Raw genomic sequence first — 18,110 nt, 5'->3', positions numbered from 1 at the left:
TCCTTGCGCGCGGGATGCAGAACCGCCCGGATCGGACGATCCGGGCGCTCGGCTCGGCCCGGCCCGGCCCGGCTCGGCCCGAGCATCCGGCGGTCAGCGGGCGGGCGGCAGGGCGTAGCCCACGTAGCCGCGGAACTCCAACCGCCAGCCGGCCGGAACCAGCTTGGCGCAGGCGGGCTGACTGCCGGTGCAGACGATCGCGTCCACCGAGGCCGGGTCGGCCGGCGGCCGTTCCGGCAGAACCGACTGCAACGACACCAGCTCCGGCGAGCCGCCGTCCGGCTGGCGCAGCAGCAGCCACCACGGGTACTCCCAGTTGTCGTTCTGCTCCACCAGCCCGATCCGCCGGGCGCCGCTGTCGCGGACCGCCGCCGCTGCCCAGCGGAACTCGTCGGCCCACTGCGGCCGGCGCAGGAACCGGGTGTCCCAGTCCGAGGTGGTGAAGACCGAGCCGGAGCCGATGAGCCGGCGCGGGAAGCCGTACGACAGCGCCAGCACCCCGGCCAGCGCCGAGGTGGCCAACACGGCGACGGTCGCCACGGTGGCCACCGACCGCCGCCGTGCCGTCACCCCGGGCTCCGGGCTCGCGTGGCGGCGCAGGAGCGCGTCCAGCCACAAACCGGCGAGCGGCACGGCGAGGACCAGGGCGTAGAGCAGCAGCCGGTTACCCCACGGCTGCCACTTGAGCATCGCGGTGTGCAGCAGCACGGTGGTCAGCACCACCACGGCGTACGAGCGCAGCGGCCCCACCTGCCCGGGGTCGAGCCGGCGTGGGCGGACGAGCGCGGCCAGCGCGCCGAGCAACGCGAGTGCCCCGGCGATCGGGAACGCCACCCGGTCCTCGTCCGGATACCAGGCGGGCACCGGGAAGACCTCCCGACCGAAGGTGATCGCCCGGTCCTGAGGGTCGACACCGATCACGTCCGCGCCCTCGATGATCGCGTCCGCGCTGGCGCTGCGCAGCGGCGCCAGCGGCGTGTCGAACGCCGTGTGCCCGATCCGCAGCGCGTTGACCAGGATCGACGCCGGATCGTGCCGTTCCATCGGGATCGACTCCCGCAGCCGCGGGGGGCCCAGCGGATGCCCGAACTCGGCGGTCACCCGGGTCAGGAACGGGCCGACCACCAGCGCCGCCACCACCAGGATCAGCGCCGAGCCACCGACGACGCGGGCCACCGGAGCGACCGGCCGAACCCGACGGGCGGCCGGTGCCCGGTCGGCCAGGGCCAGCCGGAGCTGGGCCAGTCCCCACAGCACCAGCAGCGGACCCACCGCGATCAGGCCACTGGTCTTGGTCACCGCCGTCAACCCGGTGGCCGCGCCCAGGCCCAGCAGCGTCCCCCAACCGGTCCGCCGACGCAGCCCGTCCAGGACGAGGGTCGCCGCGCACGCCACCCACGCCGCGCAGACCAGGTCGGTCTGCGTACTGGTCGCCTGGAGCACCACCATCGGGGTGCTGGCCAGCACGAATGCGGTGATCAACTGAGCCCGCCGGCCGCCGCCGAGCTGCGCGGTGATCCGTGCGGCCACCAGCAGGCAGAGCACCCCGGCGGCCCACTGCACCAGGTTGTGCAGCGCGTCTCCGCCGGTGAGCAGGCGCAGGTGCAGGAGCAGGTACTCCGCGCCGGGTGGGATGGTCACCTGCCGGTGGATGGCGGTGGGCCAGAAGTCCAGGTCACCCTGGGCCACCCAGTGCTCGACCTTGGGCAGGTGGTAGGTCTGCGAGTCGAAGTTGTTCGGCTCGGCCAGCAGCGCGACCAGCAACTCCAGCAGCACCAGTCCCCCGATGCCGCCGGCGAGCAGCCGCTCGCCCCGACTCGCCGTACGCCAGATCTCGGCTGCCCTGCGCAGGCCGGCGCGTACCTCACCGATCGGGACCGGCGTGGCGTCGCGCCCGCCGGCCGGGCCGCGGTCGGCGAGCGGGACGGACGTCTCCGGGCCGCCGCCGGCGGTCACCGCCGCGCCGACCGGCACCCGCCGGGACGTCGCGGCGGGCACCTCGGCGGCCGGCGTCTCCCGGCGCCAGCGCAGGCCCACCGCCGTCGCGGTGGCGAGCAGGAAGAGCAGCCAGGCGGCGACGAACGCCGGCCGGGTCAGCGCGTGCAGCGCGCCGAGCACCTCGACGACGAGCACGGCGTACGCCCCGGCGACCAGGGCCGCGCGCACCGCGGCGAGCCGTGACGGCGACACCGCGTCGACCCCGCGGGGCTTCGTCGCGACCGTGAGCAGGAGCACCGAGGCGGCGGGGAGCACCGCGAGCAGGGAGCCGGCAGCCGACATGGCGGGAAGTAAACACCATCGCGCTGAGCCCGCCACGCCGACTGTCCGACGGTGGCGGCCACCGTCGGGCTGACCAGCCAGGCTAGGCTAGGCCCGACGTGTTGTCGCCACCGTGGAGATTCCCGTGAAGCTCTCGATCCTCATGCCGGTCTACAACGAGGAAGAACGCATCGCGGATGCCCTCAAGCAGGCGTTGGCGGTTGACTACCCCTGCGAGATCGAGCTGGTCGTCGTCGACGACGGCAGCCGGGACGGCACCGGCGAGGTTCTCGGCCGCGCCGACGACGCCCGCCTACGGGTGATCACCCACCAGCGCAACGCGGGCAAGGGCGCGGCCATCAAGACGGCGGTCGACAGCGCCGAGGGCGAATACATGGTCATCCTCGACGCCGACCTGGAGTACGACCCGCAGGACATCCCCAAGCTGCTCGCCCCGGTGCTCGACGGGCGGGCCACGGTGGTCTACGGCAATCGCACCTTCGGCAGCCACAGCGCCTACAGCTTCTGGTACGTGATGGGCAACAAGGGCGTCACGATGGCGGCCAACGTGCTCTTCAACTCGTACATCGGCGACCTGGAGACCTGCTTCAAGCTGATGCCGGTGGAGCTCTACCGGTCGCTGGAGGTGCGCTCGCGCGGCTTCGGCATGGAGGCCGAGGTGACCGGCAAGCTGCTGCGCCGCCGGATCCGCCCGTACGAGGTGCCGATCAGCTACCGGGCGCGGGGCCGCGAAGAGGGCAAGAAGATCACCTGGAAGGACGGCGTCGAGGCGATCTGGATCCTCGGTCGCGAGCGCGCACGCCGCCGTCCCGCCGCCGCGACCCGCTGAGCGCTCATCCGTTCGGGCTAGCCTTGAGTTGAAGTCCACTTCAACTCAAGGACCCGGTGATGCAGGACTCGTTGACGATCGGCGAGCTGTCCGTCCGCTCCGGCGTCGCGCCGTCGGCGCTGCGCTACTACGAGCGGCTCGGTCTGATCCGCGCCAATCGCACCGGCGGAAACCAGCGGCGCTACGCCCGCACCGAACTGCGACGGGTCGCCTTCATCCGGATCGCCCAGCAGGTCGGCGTCTCGCTGGACGAGATCCGCGCGGCGCTGGAGTCGCTGCCGAACAGCCGCACCCCCAGCCCGCAGGACTGGGAGCGGCTCTCCGCGAGCTGGCGCGGCCGGCTGGACGAGAAGATCCGGCTGCTCACCAAACTCCGCGACGACCTGGACGGCTGCATCGGCTGCGGCTGCCTGTCCCTGCAACGCTGCACGCTCTACAACCCGGGGGACGCGCTGGCCGGCGAGGGCCCCGGTGCCCGGCTCATGCTGCCCCGCGCCTCATCCGATGGTGAGTAGCACCTTCCCGACGTGGTCGTTCGACTCGACCAGCCGGTGCGCCTCGGCAGCCTCGGCCATCGGCAGCCGCCGGTCCACCACCGGGCGGACCGCGCCGGCCTCGACCAACGGCCACACCTCATCGCGTACGCCCCGGACGATCTCCGCCTTCTCGGCCAGCGGTCGGGAGCGCAGCGTGGTCGCCGCGACGCTGGCCCGCTTGGTCAGCAGCGCACCGAGATCCAGCTCGGCCTTGCGACCACCCTGCAGCCCGATCACCACGAGCCGGCCGCCGGTCGCCAGCGCGGCGACGTTCCGGCCCAGGTAGGACGCGCCCATGATGTCGAGGATGACGTCCGCGCCGTGGCCGTCGGTGGCCTTGCGGACCTCCTCGACAAAATCCTGCTCCCGGTAGTCGATCGTGTCCGCCGCGCCCAGTTCGCGCAGGCGGGGGTGCTTGGCCGCGCGGGCGGTCGCCAGGACCGTGGCGCCGAGGGCCGCCCCGAACTGGATCGCGAACGTGCCGATCCCGCTGCCCCCGCCGTGCACCAGCAGCGTGTCACCCGAGCCGAGCCGGCCCACCCCCACCAGGTTCGACCAGACCGTGCAGGCCACCTCCGGCAGCGCCGCGGCGTCGACCAGGTCGACGCCGGCCGGCACCGGCAGCAGCTGCCCGGCGGGCACGGCGACGCGCTCGGCGTACCCGCCGCCGGCCAGCAGCGCACAGACCTCCTGGCCGACGGCCCAACCGGTCACCTCCGGCCCGATCGCGTCGATAACCCCGGAGCACTCCAACCCGAGGTACGGGGGCGCACCCGGCGGCGGCGGATACTGCCCCTGCCGTTGCAGCAGGTCAGCGCGGTTCACCGCGCTGGCCCGCACCGCGACGATCACCTCGCCCGGACCGGGCTCCGGGTCGGGGACCTCGGCCCAGACCAGCGCGTCGGGTCCACCGGGCTGCGGAACGGTGATGGCTCGCATGGCCTCAGTCTTACCCGATGCCCCCGGGCGACGCAGGCGCACCCCGGGCGCGCGCGCCGGTCGTCGGTGCTCGGCCCGGGTTCCAGGAAGGCGGGGTATCCATGACGATCTGATGCCCCGCTTTCCTGGAACGCGAGTTGATCAGGACGCTGCACGCCCCGATGCCCATGAGTGACTCCGGTCCGTGCCACAGTGGACGCAGCGGCGCTCGCCTGACCGGCGCTTGCGGGAGGGACGCCGAGCCGTCCGGCGGGTGGCGTGGCAGACTGTTCACGGCCGCGCACCCACGGGTGGCGGTCCGGGAGGGTTCGCCTAGTGGCCGATGGCGCTGGTCTTGAAAACCGGTAAGGCAGCGATGTCTTCGTGGGTTCGAATCCCACACCCTCCGCACAATGCCGGGCAGGCGTCAGGTCACCGGCAGGTAGGTGGCGATCCAGTCCCTCAGTCGTTTCAGCACCAGGGGATGGACGTCGACCATCTCGATCCGTTCCGCGACCACTGCCGGGTCGACGAGCCCGGCCCGGATCAGGGCGTCGGCGAAGGCGTGGTCCTTCTCCCGGCCAGCTATCAGCTTCGACACGATGCAGTCGTGCGGTTCGAGCGTGTACCCGCGCCCCGGCTGGGTGCTCTGGGACTCCACCAGTAATCAGCCGATCCCGCCACCCGTCGGGCAGCCAGGACGTGCTCCAGTTGCTCGCGTCACCCCGCTCGCTCCCAGCCATTGCGGGTGAAGGACTCAAGCACCCTCTTGCGCTGTGGCTGCGACAGGACTGCAGCGAAGGGCGAGTTCTGTCGTAGCTCCACAGCCTCCGGATCATCCGAGGTCAGCGTCCTCAGGACGGCGTTGACACCCTCGTTGATCTTGTCTTGCCAGCGCTTCAGCCACACCTCGGTCATCGTTCCTCGGTGCTGCCGCAGGAGTCGGTCGAGATTTCCCCGGGCCTTGCCCATTACCGCGTCCGGGTCGGTGACCAAACTGCCCGCTACCGCCTGGTGCAGCCACAGCGACTTGAGCTGATCACGAGTCAGTTCCGGCTTCGGGCGCATCAGCGCCTCAACCTGGTGCCGCCTGATCCTCCGATGCGCGCCGACCTTCACGAACGGCAGTTCTCCACGCTCGCACAGGTTGACGACCTGCTGGCGCGAAGATCCAAGTAGCTTGGCAACCTGACCGGTGGTCAGAAGTTCCTCACCCGTCGTCACCATGATTCGAGCATGGGGCCACAAACGCTATAAACACAACTTGTCGGAGCGCATTTCTGCTACGCCGACACGAGGATTAGCAGAGATCGTCGAACTGGTTGGCGGCCGGTCTTCATGTCGTCAGTCATGCGCATCCCGTATCACCAGGTCAGGTCCGTGAACTCGTTGGTCTTGAAAAGACCGACGCCAGCGATGTCTTCGTGGGCCGAATCCCGCGCCCCTCAGCACATCGACGGGTGCCTCCTCGCGGCGTACGGTCGGGGTACGCGATGTACCCGATGCTGCGAGGTGCCTCCATGTCCGATCAGCAACCCACTCCCGGTCAGCGCGTCGAGCGGCTTCGTCGAGCCGCCGGCCTGTCTCGCGAGCAGCTCGCCGGCCTTGCCGGGCTCTCTCCGACCACCGTCAAGTTCGTGGAGAACGGACGTCGAAGCTTGACGTTGCGGGCCGCCCAGCAGCTAGCTCCGCACCTTGGTGTACGTGACCTCGGCGATCTGTTCGGGCCGCAGGTGACGCTGTCATTGGACGGACGACCCAGTCATCCAGCCATCGGCGACGTTCGTCGCGCACTGACCGCTTGGCAGATCACCGTCTCCGGTACGCCAGATTCCCCCGACTATCTGCGAGGTGCCGTGGACGCCGCATGGCAGACCTGGCACACCTCTCGGCATCAGCGCACCGAGGTGAGCGTCATCCTGCCCGGTCTGCTCGACGCTACCCAGCGAGCGGCCCGGCTTCACTCGGGCGACGACCGACGTGCAAGCCTCGCTCTGCTTGCTCAGGCGCATCACCTCGCACAGGCATACCTTGCTTGGCACGGTGATCGTGAGCTGTGCTGGCTGACCGTCGACCGAGGCATGGCTGCGGCCCTTGATGCCGATGACCCTCTCGCCATCGCCCAATCCACCTGGTACGCGGCGCACCTGCTGCGAGCGGTCGGCCGCGGTGACGAAGCGCTGGAGCGGTTGCGCGAGGCTCGGGCTCTGATCGAACCCCGAGTCGCCGATGGGGGCAGTGAGTGGGCCGAGATGTTGGCTGACCTGTATCTCTGTACCGCGTTGACGAGGGCCCGCACCGGTGACCAGGGCGCGTGGTCGGACTGGGATGCCGCTCGTCGGGTGGTCGAGCAGGCTCTACCAGCGGAGTTCGTCGGCCTTCGCACCCGAGTGTCGCGGCCGTTGGTCGACGTATACGCCGTGATGTGCGCGGTGGACCTAGGAGATCCTGACGAGGCCCAGAGGCGTGCGCATTCGCTCGATCCGGCGTCGATCCCGTCGACCGAGCGGCGCGGCCGACACTACGTCGAGCTTGCCCGCTCCGCCGACCTTGAGGGGGCGCGGGAGGCGACGCTTCATCTGCTGAACCTCGCCGAGACCACGTCTCCGGAGACCGTCCGATACTCGCCAGCCGCCCAGGAGTTGGCGGGGCGGCTGGCCCGGGAGGCGCCAGCGGCGATCCGCGCGGAGGCGATTCAGTTGGAGACCCGGATCGCGGTGCCGGAACTCTAGGGGTACGGCCTGTCGCTGGGTACGTCGCGTACCCTTTGCGGCCCTTCCAACTCCTTAGCGTGTCCTCACGATTGCAGTGGGTGTTGCGGGCGGCCATCTGACCCGGCGAGGGACAGCGGGCAGGCCGCCACGCCCTGAGGCGGGAGGACGCCGCGATGATCTGGCCTTTCAGTTTGCTGCGCCGGAGATCCCGGTGGCTGTCGCTCGCCGTACCACCCACGGCTATCGGTCCGGCGATCCAACGGGCAGAGCAGGAAGCAGCGCGGGCGCGGTTGCTGGCCCAGGCTCGTCATCAATCCGCCGATCGGCGGGAAACCGGTGCGGGCCGATGATTGGGGAGGTGCCCACTACCGCCAAGGCAGCTGCACGAGCCCGAGCGGCACAGGGCGAGCGGGCCGTCGCCGCACTGGATGGCCGGCTCGCTGATTTCCACGTGCCGCGCCGCCCGGAATGGACCTGCCGTAGCTGTGAGCAGGACACGCCGTGGCCGTGCGCACCGGCCCGAGTCCGTTTGGCTGAGGCCTACGGGCGGGACCGGATCGGCCTGTCCATGTACGTGGGCAGCCTGCACGCGGTGGCTGTGATGGAGCTGCCCGCCATCCCAGCGGGCGAACTGTACGAGCGCTTCGTTTCCTGGGCCCGTTGACCGCCGGCGACTATTTCCCCTCGGGCGCGTCCCGTCGGGTCTCGCGGATCGTTTCGTCGGCCAGTCGCTCGATCGCGCGGCGGCGTTCCTCGGCGAGCGCCTGCTCGTCCGGCTTGCGCAGCGCGGTGACGACGGCGACCACGAAATCGCGCCAGATCCCTAGCAAGTATTCCCCCCGTGGAAAGTTGCAGGCTGCCAACCATAGCGTCCGGCTGGTGCTGCCGGACAACCGACGCAGCCGGTCGTTCGTTGGCCCGGAACGGGGTATGAAGGGCAGGTATCTACCCAGACCGGAAGGACGCCGTCCCGATGACCCTCGAACGACCGATCGCCCCGGACCCGTACGAGCTGCTGCCGACCGTGCCCTCGTTCACCCTGACGAGTGACGACGTGCAGAACGGCGAGCCGATGGACTCCCGGCACGCGCATGGCAGCACCGGTGGTGAGAACGTCTCCCCGCAGCTGACCTGGTCGGACTTCCCCGCCGAGACCAAGAGCTTCGCCGTGACCTGCTACGACCCCGACGCCCCGACCGGCAGTGGCTTCTGGCACTGGGTGCTGGTGAACGTGCCGGTTGACGTCACGCAGTTGCCCACCGGCGCGGGCGCCGCGGCGGGCACCGACCTCGGCGGGGCCTTCTCGGTCCGCAACGACTACGGCGAGCAGGGCTACGGCGGGGCGGCGCCGCCGCCCGGTGACCGCCCGCACCGGTACGTCTTCGCGGTGCACGCCCTGGACGTCGACCGCCTGGACCTCACCCCGGACGCGAGCCCGGCCTACGTCGGCTTCAACCTGACCTTCCACACCCTCGCGAGAGCGGTGATCCGCCCCACGCACCAGATCAAGGAATGATCCGTACCCCGCGATCTTGCACGGTCCGTTCACGGTCGAGTGCAAGATCGCGGGGCGGGGTGAGTCAGGCGGGGACGCGGGCCACGGCGAAGACGGACTGGCCGAACGGGGGTCGGACGACCTGCTCGGCGGCCTTCGTGGCGGGGAGGACGAGGGTGTCGTACACCTTGACCATCGGCCCCTCCTTCGGCATCAGCCGGAAGACCTTGGTGGCCATGAAGTAGCCGATCAGCCCGAGCGCGTTGGCGTAGTGGATCTTCTCCACCGTCAGGCCGGCCTCGGTCATCGCCGCACCGAGCGTCTTCTTGGTGTACCGGCGGACGTGGCCGGTGGCGATGTCCGCCGGGCTCATGGCGAACTGGAACGCCGGCACGATGATGATCACCGCGCCGCCGGGGCGGACCAGGTCGCGCATGCTGCGCAGCGCGCCCACGTGGTCCTCGATGTGCTCCAGGACGTTGTACGAGACCGCGGCGCTGTAGTCCCCCCGGTCGTTGTGCGGGAGCAGCATCTGCCGGACGTCGATGCCGGGCTGGGCGGCGAGGCGCTCCTTGAGCTGCACCAGCCGGTCGGGGTCGGCCTCCGTGGCGGTGAACCGGGGCAGCCGCTGCGACCATTCCAGCGCGTAGTCACCGAGGCCGCTGCCGATCTCGATCGGGTCGTCACCGAGGTACGGCACCGCCAGCTCGACGAACCAGCGGCGGTGGTTGACGGCCGTTGCCAGGCCCTCCAGCACCTCGGACTGGACGCGCTGATCCCCAGTGATTTCTGCCATGCGTCGATTCCTCACGATATGAACTCGAACCGTGCCTGGACCGACAGAGTGAATCATCCGCTTGGATGGCAGAAGAATCGGGGGAGCGGTTGGCCGAATTGCGGTCGGGGGGTGGGCACGTGATCGGCGGTCGGCGAACCCGGCACATAGTACGGCAGTACCCCGAAACATGTCACGGCACCGCCATACGCTGACTACCCTATGAATTGTCATGACTACTCCCGAACCGGACGCGCCCGGCGACGGCCCGGCCACCGCGTCGCCGGTGGAGGAGGCCGGCGGCGGCGATCGGTTGCGCCGTAACGGGAAGTGGGCCGATCTGGCCGCCGTGCTGAGCTTCGTGGTGCTCGGCTTCTGGGTCACCGGGCGTCTCTGGTGGGACCCGGGCAGCGGAGTGCGAGACAACCGCTCCGACCAGTCACAGTTCGAATGGATGATGGCGCACGGTGCGCGAGTGGTCACGCATTTTGCGTACCCGTTCCAATCCGATCAGATGAACGTGCCGGACGGCGTCAACCTCATGGCAAATACGTCCGTATTATCCATTTCATTGCCAATGACGCCGGTCACCCTGCTGTTCGGGCCACGTGCGGCATTCCTGCTCTTTCTCACCCTCGGAATGATCGCCACCGCCACCGCCTGGTACTTCCTGCTCTCCCGCGTCCTGGTCGGCGCCCGGGGGCCGGCCTGGCTGGGCGCGGGCTTCTGCGCGTTCGCGCCGGCCATGGTGTCGCACGCCAACGGGCACCCGAACATCGTGTCGCAGTTCGTCGTCCCATTGATCATCTGGCGTACGCTGCGGCTCGCCGAACCCGGCCGCTGGCTGCGTAACGGGGTGCTGCTCGCTCTGGTGATCGTCTGGCAGGCGTTTCTCAACCTGGAGATCCTGCTGATGACCGCGATCGGGCTCGGCGTGATCGTCGGCGCGCTGGCCCTCGGCCGCCCCGCCCTGCGGTCACGGGCCCGGTCCTTCTTCGCGGGCCTGGCCGTCGCCGCGGTGGTCGCGGGTCTGCTGCTGGCGTACCCGCTGTACGTGCAGTTCTTCGGACCCGGCGCCTACTCCGGGCTGTCCAGCCTGATCCGCGGCTACTCCAGTGACCTGGCCTCGTTCGTGGCGTACTCCCGGGAATCGCTGGCCGGCAGCCCGCGCACCTCCGCCGGGCTGGCCAAGAACCCGACCGAGGAGAACAGCTTCTTCGGCTGGTCGCTGCTCGTGCTGGTGGTCGCCCTCGTCTGGTGGCTGCGACGGTCGGTGGTGGTGCTCGCGCTGGCCGGGCTCGGGCTGCTCTTCGCGATGCTCTCGCTCGGGCGGGAGATCCGCTTCGCCGGCCACGGCACCGGCGTGCCAGGGCCCTGGGCCGCGCTGGAGAATCTGCCGATCCTGCACTCGGTGGTGCCGACCCGGTGGGCGCTGGCGATCACCCCGATCGTCGGGGTGCTGCTCGCCTACGGCGCCGAACGCGCCCGCGAGCTGGCCCGTACGCATCCGGCCGCTCGGCCGAAGATCCGCTTCGTCACCGCGACAGTGCTGACGATGGCCCTGCTGCCGATCCTGCCCACCCCGCTGCCCGTGGTGAAGCTGGACCCGGTCCCCACCTTCGTGACCAGCGGGGCGTGGCGGCCGTACGTGGCTGGTGGGCGCAGCGTGGTGACGTTGCCGCTGCCGGACACGAACTACGCGGAGCCGCTGCGCTGGTCCGCCGCGACCCGGCTGGACATGCCGCTGGCCCGGGGCTACTTCCTCGGACCGGACACCCGCCCGAGCGCGGAGCCGCCGAAGGTCGCGCTGTTCACCGCGCCGCCCCGGCCCACCAGCAGTTTCTTCGCCACCATCCGACGCACCGGTGCGGTGCCGCCGATCACCCCGCAGGACCGGGTCAAGGCGGTAGACGACCTGCGCTACTGGCGGGCCGGCGTGGTGATCCTCGGGCCGCACGAGCACGAGATGGAACTGCGTCGCGGAATGACCGAGCTGACCGGGATCCAACCGGTCTTCACCGGCGGCGTCTGGGTGTGGGACGTCCGGCCGCTGACCGACTGAGCGGGGCCGGCCCGGGAGTTGGACTCGCGGGATCAGCCCTGCCGGACGCAGCAGCCCTGGCAGACCTTCGGGCTGGGCAGCGTGAAGGCCAGGCAGCAGGTGCGTCGCTGCACGCTCGGCTCACCGGTCGGGCCGGGCACCAGCTCGACCAGGTCAGCCAGGTCGAGCGCGCCGAGCAGGGTGTCGATCCTCTGCACCGTCGAGCCCGGCAGCGCGTCCGCGGCCCGGAGGATGCCGTGCGCGATGCCGGAGGCGACCGAGCCGAGCAGCGTCCGGGTGCCCACCCGCACCTCCGCCTGGATCGCCGCGATCAGCGGCGCCAGGTGGGCGTCGAGCAGGGAGGCACGCAGCTCGGCCAGCAACTCGGCCTCGCCGGCGACGACGCGTACCTCCGGCAGGCCGGAGAGCGCCAGCGGGTCGCTCGGCAGCACGGCCACCGTGGTGCCGTGGCGCAGGCCCAGCGTGAGCAGGGGCCGGTGGTCCTCGAAGTGGATCAGCACGTCGGACGGGTCGAGCAGCGGCACCCGGCGGGCCGAGGCCCAGCCGAGCACGACCGGCAGCGCCGTCCAGTAGCTGTACGACTTCCAGGCCAGCGCGGCGCAGGCGTGCGGGGTGCCACCCCAGCGGACGCTGGCCGCGTGCAGCAACTCCGGCAGGCGGGTGCCGTCGATCAGGGTGGTGGCGGGCGTCCAACCGAACTCGTCGTCGACCAGCAGGCCCCGGGCGAGACCGGGAAGGTCGTCGGTGCCGAACATGGCCCGCAGCGCCGCGGTGACGGGGGCGAGCGGCGTGGCGGTCACGTCCCGCCTCGGCATCACCGCTGTCACCGTGTCATCCCCCGTCCGCGAGCCCGGGAGCGTGCCCCGGCGGACGAGCAGCGTCGTCCTGAGCTAAGGCTAGCCTAACCACGCCTGCCGGTCTAAGGGAAGCCTTGCCTCGGTCGGATCGGGAGGTCCGGGTCACTTCGGCTCCCGGCGGGAGCAGCGCTCCGCGCCCCGGCGTACTACCCGCGCCCGGCCTCCGAAAACGCCGCCGCAGGATCGATCACCGTCGGTGGATTGTCAAGCGTTGTGTCGACAAGGTGGCAGATGCGTGTGCGCTTCGCCACGGAACGTGAAACTAATACTCCCGGCCACGAGGAAGCCGATGACGACGTCACCCCTCGAACGGGCTGCCGACTCCTTCGCGGCCGAGCTTGCCCGCCATCGTGCCGGGCGAGGCCTGTCCAAGAAGCAACTGGCCATCCTGATGGGGTTCGACCCGTCCTACGTCAGCCACGTCGAGGGACGCCGACACCGCCCGACCGAGGACTTCGCCCGCCGTGCCGAGGCCGTCCTGGAGGCCAGCGGCGCGATCTGGCAGCGCTTCCGGGAGTACGACGACCTCCGGCACGCCCGGTCCGGCCAACCGCACCGCGAACCCCCGCTGCCCGGCCAGTGGCTGCCCCCCGGCACCGGCCTCGTCGTCGAACGGGAACTGGCCACCCTCACCCACACCGACGACGCCTACCGGTGCGTCATCCGCCGCGAGCTCTACAACGCCGGCACCGAGCCGGTCACCCGCTACCTCGTCCGCGTCGCGGTGGACCGCTACCCGAACGACCCCGGTCGCTCCAACCGGCACCACCGGGAACACCCGCTCACCTTCGCCGAGCTGCAACTGCAGGCCCGCCGCGACGACGGCGCCGGCGACCCGGAGCCGATGCACTGGCGGGCGAAACACGACCGGGACGCGTTCAAGGAGATCTGGCTGCTCTTCGAGAACGGCGAACGGCGTTTCCCGCTCTACCCCGGCGACCGGGCCATCATCGAGTACGCGTACAGCGTCGGGCACGAGAAGTGGGGCCCCTGGTTCCAGCGGGCCGTCCGGCTGCCCACGCGGCACCTCGCCGTACGCCTGGATCTGCCGGTAGCCCTCGACCCGCAGGTCTGGGGCGTGGAAACCTCGCTCTCCGCGGAGGAGGGCCCGCTGCGGACGGCGCCGCAGCGTCGCGACGAGGGCGACCGGGCGATCTACGACTGGCAGACCGACGCCCCGCCGCTCAACGCCCGCTACCGGATGCAGTGGCGCTTCCGGGCTCGGCCGGACGCCGACCCGGACGTCGGTCCCGGCGGCACCCGGGTCCGCCCCAGCGAGCGGATGCGCGGGATCGGCATCGTCCAGCGTGGGGCCGACCTCCTCCGCCAGCAGGTCCGGCAGTTCGACCTGCCCGGCGAGGAACAGGTGGCCCGGGACGTCGTGGACCGACTCACCATGGCGCTGTCCCGGCTCGACGAGCTGCACCCGTTCAACAAGGGAGTGGGCATCGCCGCACCGCAGCTCGGCGTCGGCCGCGCCGCCGCCGTGGTCCGACCCCCCGACCGGACGGCGGAACCGGTCGTCCTGCTCAACCCGCGGGTGGTCGACGCCGACCCGGAGACCGACGAGCAGTACGAGGGGTGCCTCTCCTTCTTCGACCACCGCGGTCTGGTGCCCCGACCGCTGCGACTCGACGTGGAACACGCCCAGTACGACGGCAGCCGGATCATCACCTCGTTCGAGTTCGGCATGGCCCGGCTCGTCGCGCACGAGATCGACCACCTGGAGGGGCGGCTCTACGTCGACCGGATGGCGCCCGGCGTGCCGCTGGTGCCGGTGGAGGAATACCGGGAGACGGGGCAACCCTGGCGCTACTGAGCAGGGCGGGGACCGGGGCGCGTGCCCCAGGGGGCAGGGGCACGCGCCCCGGTGTGGGGGGAGGAACGTCTAGAGATCGCCGAACGTGTCGTAGCGAATGTTCGGCGGCGGCACCTCGTCGGCGGCCAGCACCCGCAGCGTCGACCGGACCATCTGCGCCGACCCGGAGACGTAGCAGTCGTGCGTCGTCCACGGGCCGTACCGGGCCACCACGTCCGGGATGTCGCCCAACTCGCCGTCGAAGTCAGGGTCGTCGCTGCACGCCGCGGTGACCGACAACCACGGGTGCGCGGCCACCAACTCCTGCAGGCGGGCCAGCCCGTACAGGTCCGTCGCGTGCCGGGCGCCGTAGAAGACATGCACCCAGCGCGTCCGGTTGTAGCTGGCCAGCTCCTCCACCAGCGCCTTGATCGGCGCCAGCCCGACGCCGCCGGCCACGCAGAGGATGTCCCGCTCCGAGGTGCGGTCCAGGGTCATCGAGCCCATCGGCGCCGCCAAGCGCAGCAGGTGCCCGGGCTGCACGCGGCGGACCAGCGCCCCGGACACCCACCCCGCGCCGGGGCTCCGCACGTGGAACTCCAGCACGTTGTCGTCGTTCGGGGCGTTCGCCACCGAGTAGTTCCGCCACACCCGCGGGTGAAAGCGGGGCAGCTCCAGGCTGACGTACTGGCCCGCCCGCCAGGACAGCGGATGTTGCAGGGCCCGGCAGGTCAGCACGGCGAGGTCCGAGCCGTGCCGCTCGTGGGTCAGCACCTCGGCGTGCCAGAACGGCGGGTTGTCGTCGTCGGCCGCCCCGGCCACCATCTTCGCCGCGATCGCCGCGTACGCGTCCCGCCACGCCTGGTCGTACTCCAGGTTCCAGCCGTCCCCGGAGGTGCTGCGCAGCGCATCGAGCAGCGCGACGCCCATCGTGGCGTAGTGCCGGTCGTCGACGTGGTACTTGCGGTGGTCCCGGCCCAGCGCTCGCAGGAACTCGTCGAAGCTCTCCGGGTCGTCCACGGTGTGGATCGCCGTGATGATCGCTTCCAGCAGGCGGTCACCCTGGCCGGTCATCTGCACCGGGAAGAGCTGCCGCAGGGCGGGGTCGAGCAGGAACAGTCGGGCGTAGAAGTGCCCGCTCAGCCGCTCCCGGTCCTCCTCGACGAGGGTCCAGCTCTCCTTCAGCAACCGTGCGACGTTGTCCACCGGTGCTCCTTCTCCAGACGGCAGCGGATCGGGCGCTCATAGAATCTCCACGGAGCGTGCTCACCGGTCGCACAGAATGTGCGATCGGTTCACGCCGGCCGATCGGCCGTGTCCGCCGTGCCGTCCGTCGGGCAGAGTGGTGCGGTGACCGTTGAGCTGACCCGCCCGGTGTCCCGCCGAGTCCTGGGGACCGAGACGCTGCTGGTCCTCGGCCTCTCCCTCGGCCAGTCCGCGGTCTACGCGGTGGTCTCGATCATCGCGAAGCTGACCGCCGAGGGGCCGCTCTCCAAGCAGACCGCGTCACTGAACACCTCGGCGTCGGCCCGACCCTGGCTGGACCTGACGTACCAGCTCCTCGGCATCGTCTTCGCGCTGCTGCCCGTGCTGCTCGCCGTACACCTGCTCAGCCGTGACCCCGGCGACCCGGTGCGGACCCTCGGCCTGGACGCGCGGCGGCCCGGCCAGGACCTGGCCCGGGGTGCCGGCCTGGCCGCGCTGATCGGCCTGCCCGGCCTGGCCCTGTTCTGGGCGGCAGCACAGCTCGGCATCAACGCCACGCTGGTGCCGGCGGCCCTGCCGCACGTCTGGTGGGCGGTTCCGGTGCTGATCCTCTCCGCCGTGCAGAACGCCTTGCTGGAGGAGGTGATCGTGGTCGGCTACCTGGTCACCCGGCTACGCCAGCTCCAGTGGCGGCTCGCCGCGATCATCGCGGCCAGTGCGCTGCTGCGCGGGAGCTACCACCTCTACCAGGGCTTCGGCGCGTTCGTCGGCAACGCGATCATGGGCGTCGTGTTCAGCCTCTTCTACCTGCGAACCCGCCGGGTGCTGCCGCTGATCATCGCGCACACCCTGCTCGACGTGGTCGCCTTCGTCGGCTACGCGCTGCTGCCCCGCGACTGGTTCACCTGGCTCTGACCCTCAGCGCCGGCCCGGCCGGTAGGCCGCCACCGCACGGGCGGCCAACCGATCGGCCGCCGCCGCGTCACCCAACGTGGCGGCGACCACCGCCGCACCCGGCAACAGGCGGGACGCCAACCGCAACGCCACCCACCCGCCCGCCTGGGCGGTGAGCGGCGCCGCCAGCCGCCACGCGGCCTCCGCCGCCCTCGGCCAGGCGCCCTCGACCGGATCGCCAGTCGTCTGTGCCGCGAGCAGGGCCTCCTGCGCGCTCGTCGCGTCCGGATGCACCAGGGTGAGCACCAGCAGGTCGGCGGCCCGGTCAGGGTGCGTCGGATCCTTGCCGTACACCGCAGCCAGTCGCAACACCAGGTTCGACTGGGTCCAGAGCACCGAGGCCAGCTCGGCGAGCGGCGCGAAGAGCCCAGCCAGCGCGGCCGCCGCCCCTCCCGCGCCCGCCGCCCGCACGTACCGCCGGGTCGCCAGCCGCGCCAGGCCGTCCGCCGGCGCGTCCGGATACCGGGCCCGCAGCCGCTGCGCCCACTCGGCGGCGCCCGGACCGAGCGCCCGGACCGCCTCCAGCGCCAGCAACTCCGGCGCGAAGCCCGGGTGGTCGCGCAGGCGGGCGATCACCGCCCGCACATCCGATTCCGGGGTACGCCCCGAAGCCGGCACCGGGTCGTGCTCTGCTCCGGCCATGGCGGTCGAGGGCTGCGGCGCCGAGGTGGCTTGCGCGGGCGTGGCGTTGCGCTTGATCGCCGGGGCGGCCTTCCTGGCTCGGGTGACCTTCCTGGCTGGGGTGATCTCGTCGGCCGGGGCGGTTTGCCTGGCTGGGGTGGCCCGCTGGGTGGGGGTGGCTTTCTTGGCCGGGAGGGCCTTCTCGGCTGAGGTGGCCTTCTTGCTGGGGGTGGCCTTGGGGGTCGCCCGCTTGTTGCCCGGCTGGTCCATTTCCGCTGCCGGGGTGCCGTCGGAGGGGCTGGCCTGGTCGGTGGCTGGGGCGGTCTCCGGCAGGCTGGCCTGCTCATCGGCCGGGGTGTTCACCGACGGGCCGGCCTGGTCGCGGGCTGGGGTGTCATTCGGTGGGCCGGCCTGGCCCGCCGGTGAGGCGTCAGGTGGCGGGCTGGCCTGGTCGGCGGCGGGTGGGACGCTCGATGCCGGAGACGAGCGGCGCGGCTGGGGCAGGGGGCGCTCGGGGTCCGGTGGCTGGAACAGCACGGCCGGGGCAGCCTTGGCCCGTCGAGGACGCGGGCTCGCCGGAGCGGCTGCCGGCGGCGCAGTCGTCTCGTCGGGCTGCTCGGCGGCGGTCGGCGGCGTGAAGGTGGGCCGCGGAGAGCGTCGACGCGCTCTTTCAGCAGGCTCTCGACGGGTCGGCTCGCTCGGCGGCTGCTCCTGCATATCGATGGAGCGTAGTCCCGATCACGCCGCCGCACAGGGGTGAAACACGGGGACCGGGCCGTACCCCGGAAGTCGTTTTGCTCCCGGTGGGTGGCGACCTGTATCCTCGGGCGCGGTGGTCTGCGGATCACCAGGGAGACTTCGCCTAGTCTGGTCTATGGCGCCGCACTGCTAATGCGGTTGGGGTCTTAAAGCCCCTCCCGGGTTCGAATCCCGGAGTCTCCGCGCGAAAGCCGGGTGTGTAGACTGGCTGAGCACAAGCGCCCGTAGCTCAATGGATAGAGCATCTGACTACGGATCAGAAGGTTAGGGGTTCGAGTCCCTTCGGGCGCACATACAGCCCCCTAG

Annotated in this window: 17 protein-coding genes and 3 tRNA genes; 11 read left to right on the top strand and 9 right to left on the bottom strand. The window is 71.2% G+C overall.

Annotated features, from left to right (window positions below; all coding sequences use genetic code 11):
* Positions 1-93 precede the first annotated feature (93 nt).
* On the bottom strand, positions 94-2,280 hold the full coding sequence (locus ACFYPH_RS09705) for a glycosyltransferase family 39 protein (RefSeq protein ID WP_387180624.1): 2,187 nt from the start codon (positions 2,278-2,280) through the stop codon (positions 94-96).
* A gap of 124 nt (positions 2,281-2,404) precedes the next feature.
* Here ACFYPH_RS09705 and ACFYPH_RS09700 point away from each other — a divergent pair, with 124 nt between their 5' ends.
* Positions 2,405-3,109: a glycosyltransferase family 2 protein gene (locus ACFYPH_RS09700; protein WP_355063487.1), complete on the top strand. Its 705-nt coding sequence runs from the start codon at positions 2,405-2,407 to the stop codon at positions 3,107-3,109.
* A 59-nt stretch (positions 3,110-3,168) separates the two neighbouring features.
* Positions 3,169-3,624: a redox-sensitive transcriptional activator SoxR gene (gene soxR, locus ACFYPH_RS09695; RefSeq protein WP_363936263.1), complete on the top strand. Its 456-nt coding sequence runs from the start codon at positions 3,169-3,171 to the stop codon at positions 3,622-3,624.
* On the opposite strand, the gene ACFYPH_RS09690 is transcribed toward soxR, so the two are convergent.
* Positions 3,607-4,584 (bottom strand): NAD(P)H-quinone oxidoreductase, encoded by a 978-nt coding sequence (locus ACFYPH_RS09690; protein WP_354857280.1) that lies wholly within the window; start codon positions 4,582-4,584, stop codon positions 3,607-3,609. The genes soxR and ACFYPH_RS09690 overlap by 18 nt on opposite strands.
* 301 nt (positions 4,585-4,885) lie before the next feature.
* On the opposite strand from ACFYPH_RS09690, the gene ACFYPH_RS09685 reads away from it, so the two are divergent.
* Positions 4,886-4,972 (top strand) — tRNA-Ser (locus ACFYPH_RS09685).
* Between the two features lie 18 nt (positions 4,973-4,990).
* On the opposite strand, the gene ACFYPH_RS09680 is transcribed toward ACFYPH_RS09685, so the two are convergent.
* Together ACFYPH_RS09680 and ACFYPH_RS09675 are read right to left on the bottom strand one after the other, a co-directional pair.
* Positions 4,991-5,224 carry a hypothetical protein gene (locus tag ACFYPH_RS09680; RefSeq protein ID WP_387180619.1) on the bottom strand — a complete coding sequence of 78 codons (234 nt, stop codon included), beginning with the start codon at positions 5,222-5,224 and terminating at the stop codon, positions 4,991-4,993.
* Positions 5,225-5,283: 59 nt separating this feature from the next.
* Positions 5,284-5,790: a helix-turn-helix domain-containing protein gene (locus ACFYPH_RS09675; protein WP_354857276.1), complete on the bottom strand. Its 507-nt coding sequence runs from the start codon at positions 5,788-5,790 to the stop codon at positions 5,284-5,286.
* A 293-nt stretch (positions 5,791-6,083) separates the two neighbouring features.
* Between ACFYPH_RS09675 and ACFYPH_RS09670 the strand changes: the two genes are divergently transcribed.
* Positions 6,084-7,295, top strand: a complete 1,212-nt coding sequence (locus ACFYPH_RS09670) for a helix-turn-helix transcriptional regulator (RefSeq protein WP_354857274.1) — start codon at positions 6,084-6,086, stop codon at positions 7,293-7,295.
* 340 nt (positions 7,296-7,635) lie between these two features.
* Entirely contained in the window at positions 7,636-7,941 is a 306-nt protein-coding gene (locus ACFYPH_RS09665; protein ID WP_354857271.1) for a hypothetical protein, read from the top strand.
* A 10-nt stretch (positions 7,942-7,951) separates the two neighbouring features.
* On the opposite strand, the gene ACFYPH_RS09660 is transcribed toward ACFYPH_RS09665, so the two are convergent.
* On the bottom strand, positions 7,952-8,107 hold the full coding sequence (locus tag ACFYPH_RS09660; RefSeq protein WP_354857269.1) for a hypothetical protein: 156 nt from the start codon (positions 8,105-8,107) through the stop codon (positions 7,952-7,954).
* Between the two features lie 143 nt (positions 8,108-8,250).
* Here ACFYPH_RS09660 and ACFYPH_RS09655 point away from each other — a divergent pair, with 143 nt between their 5' ends.
* Positions 8,251-8,793, top strand: coding sequence for a YbhB/YbcL family Raf kinase inhibitor-like protein (locus tag ACFYPH_RS09655; protein ID WP_354857267.1), 543 nt, complete (start codon positions 8,251-8,253; stop codon positions 8,791-8,793).
* Positions 8,794-8,857: 64 nt separating this feature from the next.
* Here the strand turns inward: ACFYPH_RS09655 and ACFYPH_RS09650 are convergent, their stop codons facing one another.
* Complete coding sequence (locus tag ACFYPH_RS09650; protein ID WP_354857265.1) at positions 8,858-9,568, bottom strand: class I SAM-dependent methyltransferase; 711 nt, start codon at positions 9,566-9,568, stop codon at positions 8,858-8,860.
* 211 nt (positions 9,569-9,779) lie between these two features.
* On the opposite strand from ACFYPH_RS09650, the gene ACFYPH_RS09645 reads away from it, so the two are divergent.
* Positions 9,780-11,609 carry a hypothetical protein gene (locus ACFYPH_RS09645; protein ID WP_387180614.1) on the top strand — a complete coding sequence of 610 codons (1,830 nt, stop codon included), beginning with the start codon at positions 9,780-9,782 and terminating at the stop codon, positions 11,607-11,609.
* A gap of 32 nt (positions 11,610-11,641) precedes the next feature.
* On the opposite strand, the gene ACFYPH_RS09640 is transcribed toward ACFYPH_RS09645, so the two are convergent.
* Positions 11,642-12,424, bottom strand: coding sequence for an IucA/IucC family C-terminal-domain containing protein (locus ACFYPH_RS09640; RefSeq protein WP_387181452.1), 783 nt, complete (start codon positions 12,422-12,424; stop codon positions 11,642-11,644).
* 331 nt (positions 12,425-12,755) lie between these two features.
* Here ACFYPH_RS09640 and ACFYPH_RS09635 point away from each other — a divergent pair, with 331 nt between their 5' ends.
* Complete coding sequence (locus tag ACFYPH_RS09635) at positions 12,756-14,285, top strand: peptide deformylase (RefSeq protein WP_387180611.1); 1,530 nt, start codon at positions 12,756-12,758, stop codon at positions 14,283-14,285.
* Positions 14,286-14,354: 69 nt separating this feature from the next.
* Here ACFYPH_RS09635 and ACFYPH_RS09630 read toward each other — a convergent pair whose 3' ends face one another.
* On the bottom strand, positions 14,355-15,470 hold the full coding sequence (locus ACFYPH_RS09630) for a globin domain-containing protein (protein WP_354857260.1): 1,116 nt from the start codon (positions 15,468-15,470) through the stop codon (positions 14,355-14,357).
* Positions 15,471-15,614: 144 nt separating this feature from the next.
* Here ACFYPH_RS09630 and ACFYPH_RS09625 point away from each other — a divergent pair, with 144 nt between their 5' ends.
* Positions 15,615-16,385 carry a CPBP family intramembrane glutamic endopeptidase gene (locus ACFYPH_RS09625; protein WP_387180608.1) on the top strand — a complete coding sequence of 257 codons (771 nt, stop codon included), beginning with the start codon at positions 15,615-15,617 and terminating at the stop codon, positions 16,383-16,385.
* A gap of 3 nt (positions 16,386-16,388) precedes the next feature.
* Here ACFYPH_RS09625 and ACFYPH_RS09620 read toward each other — a convergent pair whose 3' ends face one another.
* Positions 16,389-17,582 carry a hypothetical protein gene (locus ACFYPH_RS09620; RefSeq protein WP_387180605.1) on the bottom strand — a complete coding sequence of 398 codons (1,194 nt, stop codon included), beginning with the start codon at positions 17,580-17,582 and terminating at the stop codon, positions 16,389-16,391.
* Positions 17,583-17,896: 314 nt separating this feature from the next.
* Between ACFYPH_RS09620 and ACFYPH_RS09615 the strand changes: the two genes are divergently transcribed.
* Positions 17,897-17,987 (top strand) — tRNA-Ser (locus tag ACFYPH_RS09615).
* 35 nt (positions 17,988-18,022) lie between these two features.
* Positions 18,023-18,095 (top strand) — tRNA-Arg (locus ACFYPH_RS09610).
* Positions 18,096-18,110 lie beyond the last annotated feature (15 nt).

It is taken from the genome of Micromonospora sp. NPDC005252, from assembly GCF_042872475.1.
Classification (GTDB): Bacteria; Actinomycetota; Actinomycetes; order Mycobacteriales; family Micromonosporaceae; genus Micromonospora.
The sequence above is the reverse complement of the archived record's forward strand: the minus strand, read 5'-3'. Positions and strand labels throughout refer to the sequence as shown.

Coding starts and splice junctions, on each gene's coding strand:
- ACFYPH_RS09650 (WP_354857265.1), bottom strand. CDS start 9,568: ATGGCAGAAATCACTGGGGATCAGCGCGTCCAGTCCGAGGTGCTGGAG.
- ACFYPH_RS09640 (WP_387181452.1), bottom strand. CDS start 12,424: ATGCCGAGGCGGGACGTGACCGCCACGCCGCTCGCCCCCGTCACCGCG.
- ACFYPH_RS09655 (WP_354857267.1), top strand. CDS start 8,251: ATGACCCTCGAACGACCGATCGCCCCGGACCCGTACGAGCTGCTGCCG.
- ACFYPH_RS09645 (WP_387180614.1), top strand. CDS start 9,780: ATGACTACTCCCGAACCGGACGCGCCCGGCGACGGCCCGGCCACCGCG.
- ACFYPH_RS09690 (WP_354857280.1), bottom strand. CDS start 4,584: ATGCGAGCCATCACCGTTCCGCAGCCCGGTGGACCCGACGCGCTGGTC.
- soxR (WP_363936263.1), top strand. CDS start 3,169: ATGCAGGACTCGTTGACGATCGGCGAGCTGTCCGTCCGCTCCGGCGTC.
- ACFYPH_RS09670 (WP_354857274.1), top strand. CDS start 6,084: ATGTCCGATCAGCAACCCACTCCCGGTCAGCGCGTCGAGCGGCTTCGT.
- ACFYPH_RS09675 (WP_354857276.1), bottom strand. CDS start 5,790: ATGGTGACGACGGGTGAGGAACTTCTGACCACCGGTCAGGTTGCCAAG.
- ACFYPH_RS09635 (WP_387180611.1), top strand. CDS start 12,756: ATGACGACGTCACCCCTCGAACGGGCTGCCGACTCCTTCGCGGCCGAG.
- ACFYPH_RS09705 (WP_387180624.1), bottom strand. CDS start 2,280: ATGTCGGCTGCCGGCTCCCTGCTCGCGGTGCTCCCCGCCGCCTCGGTG.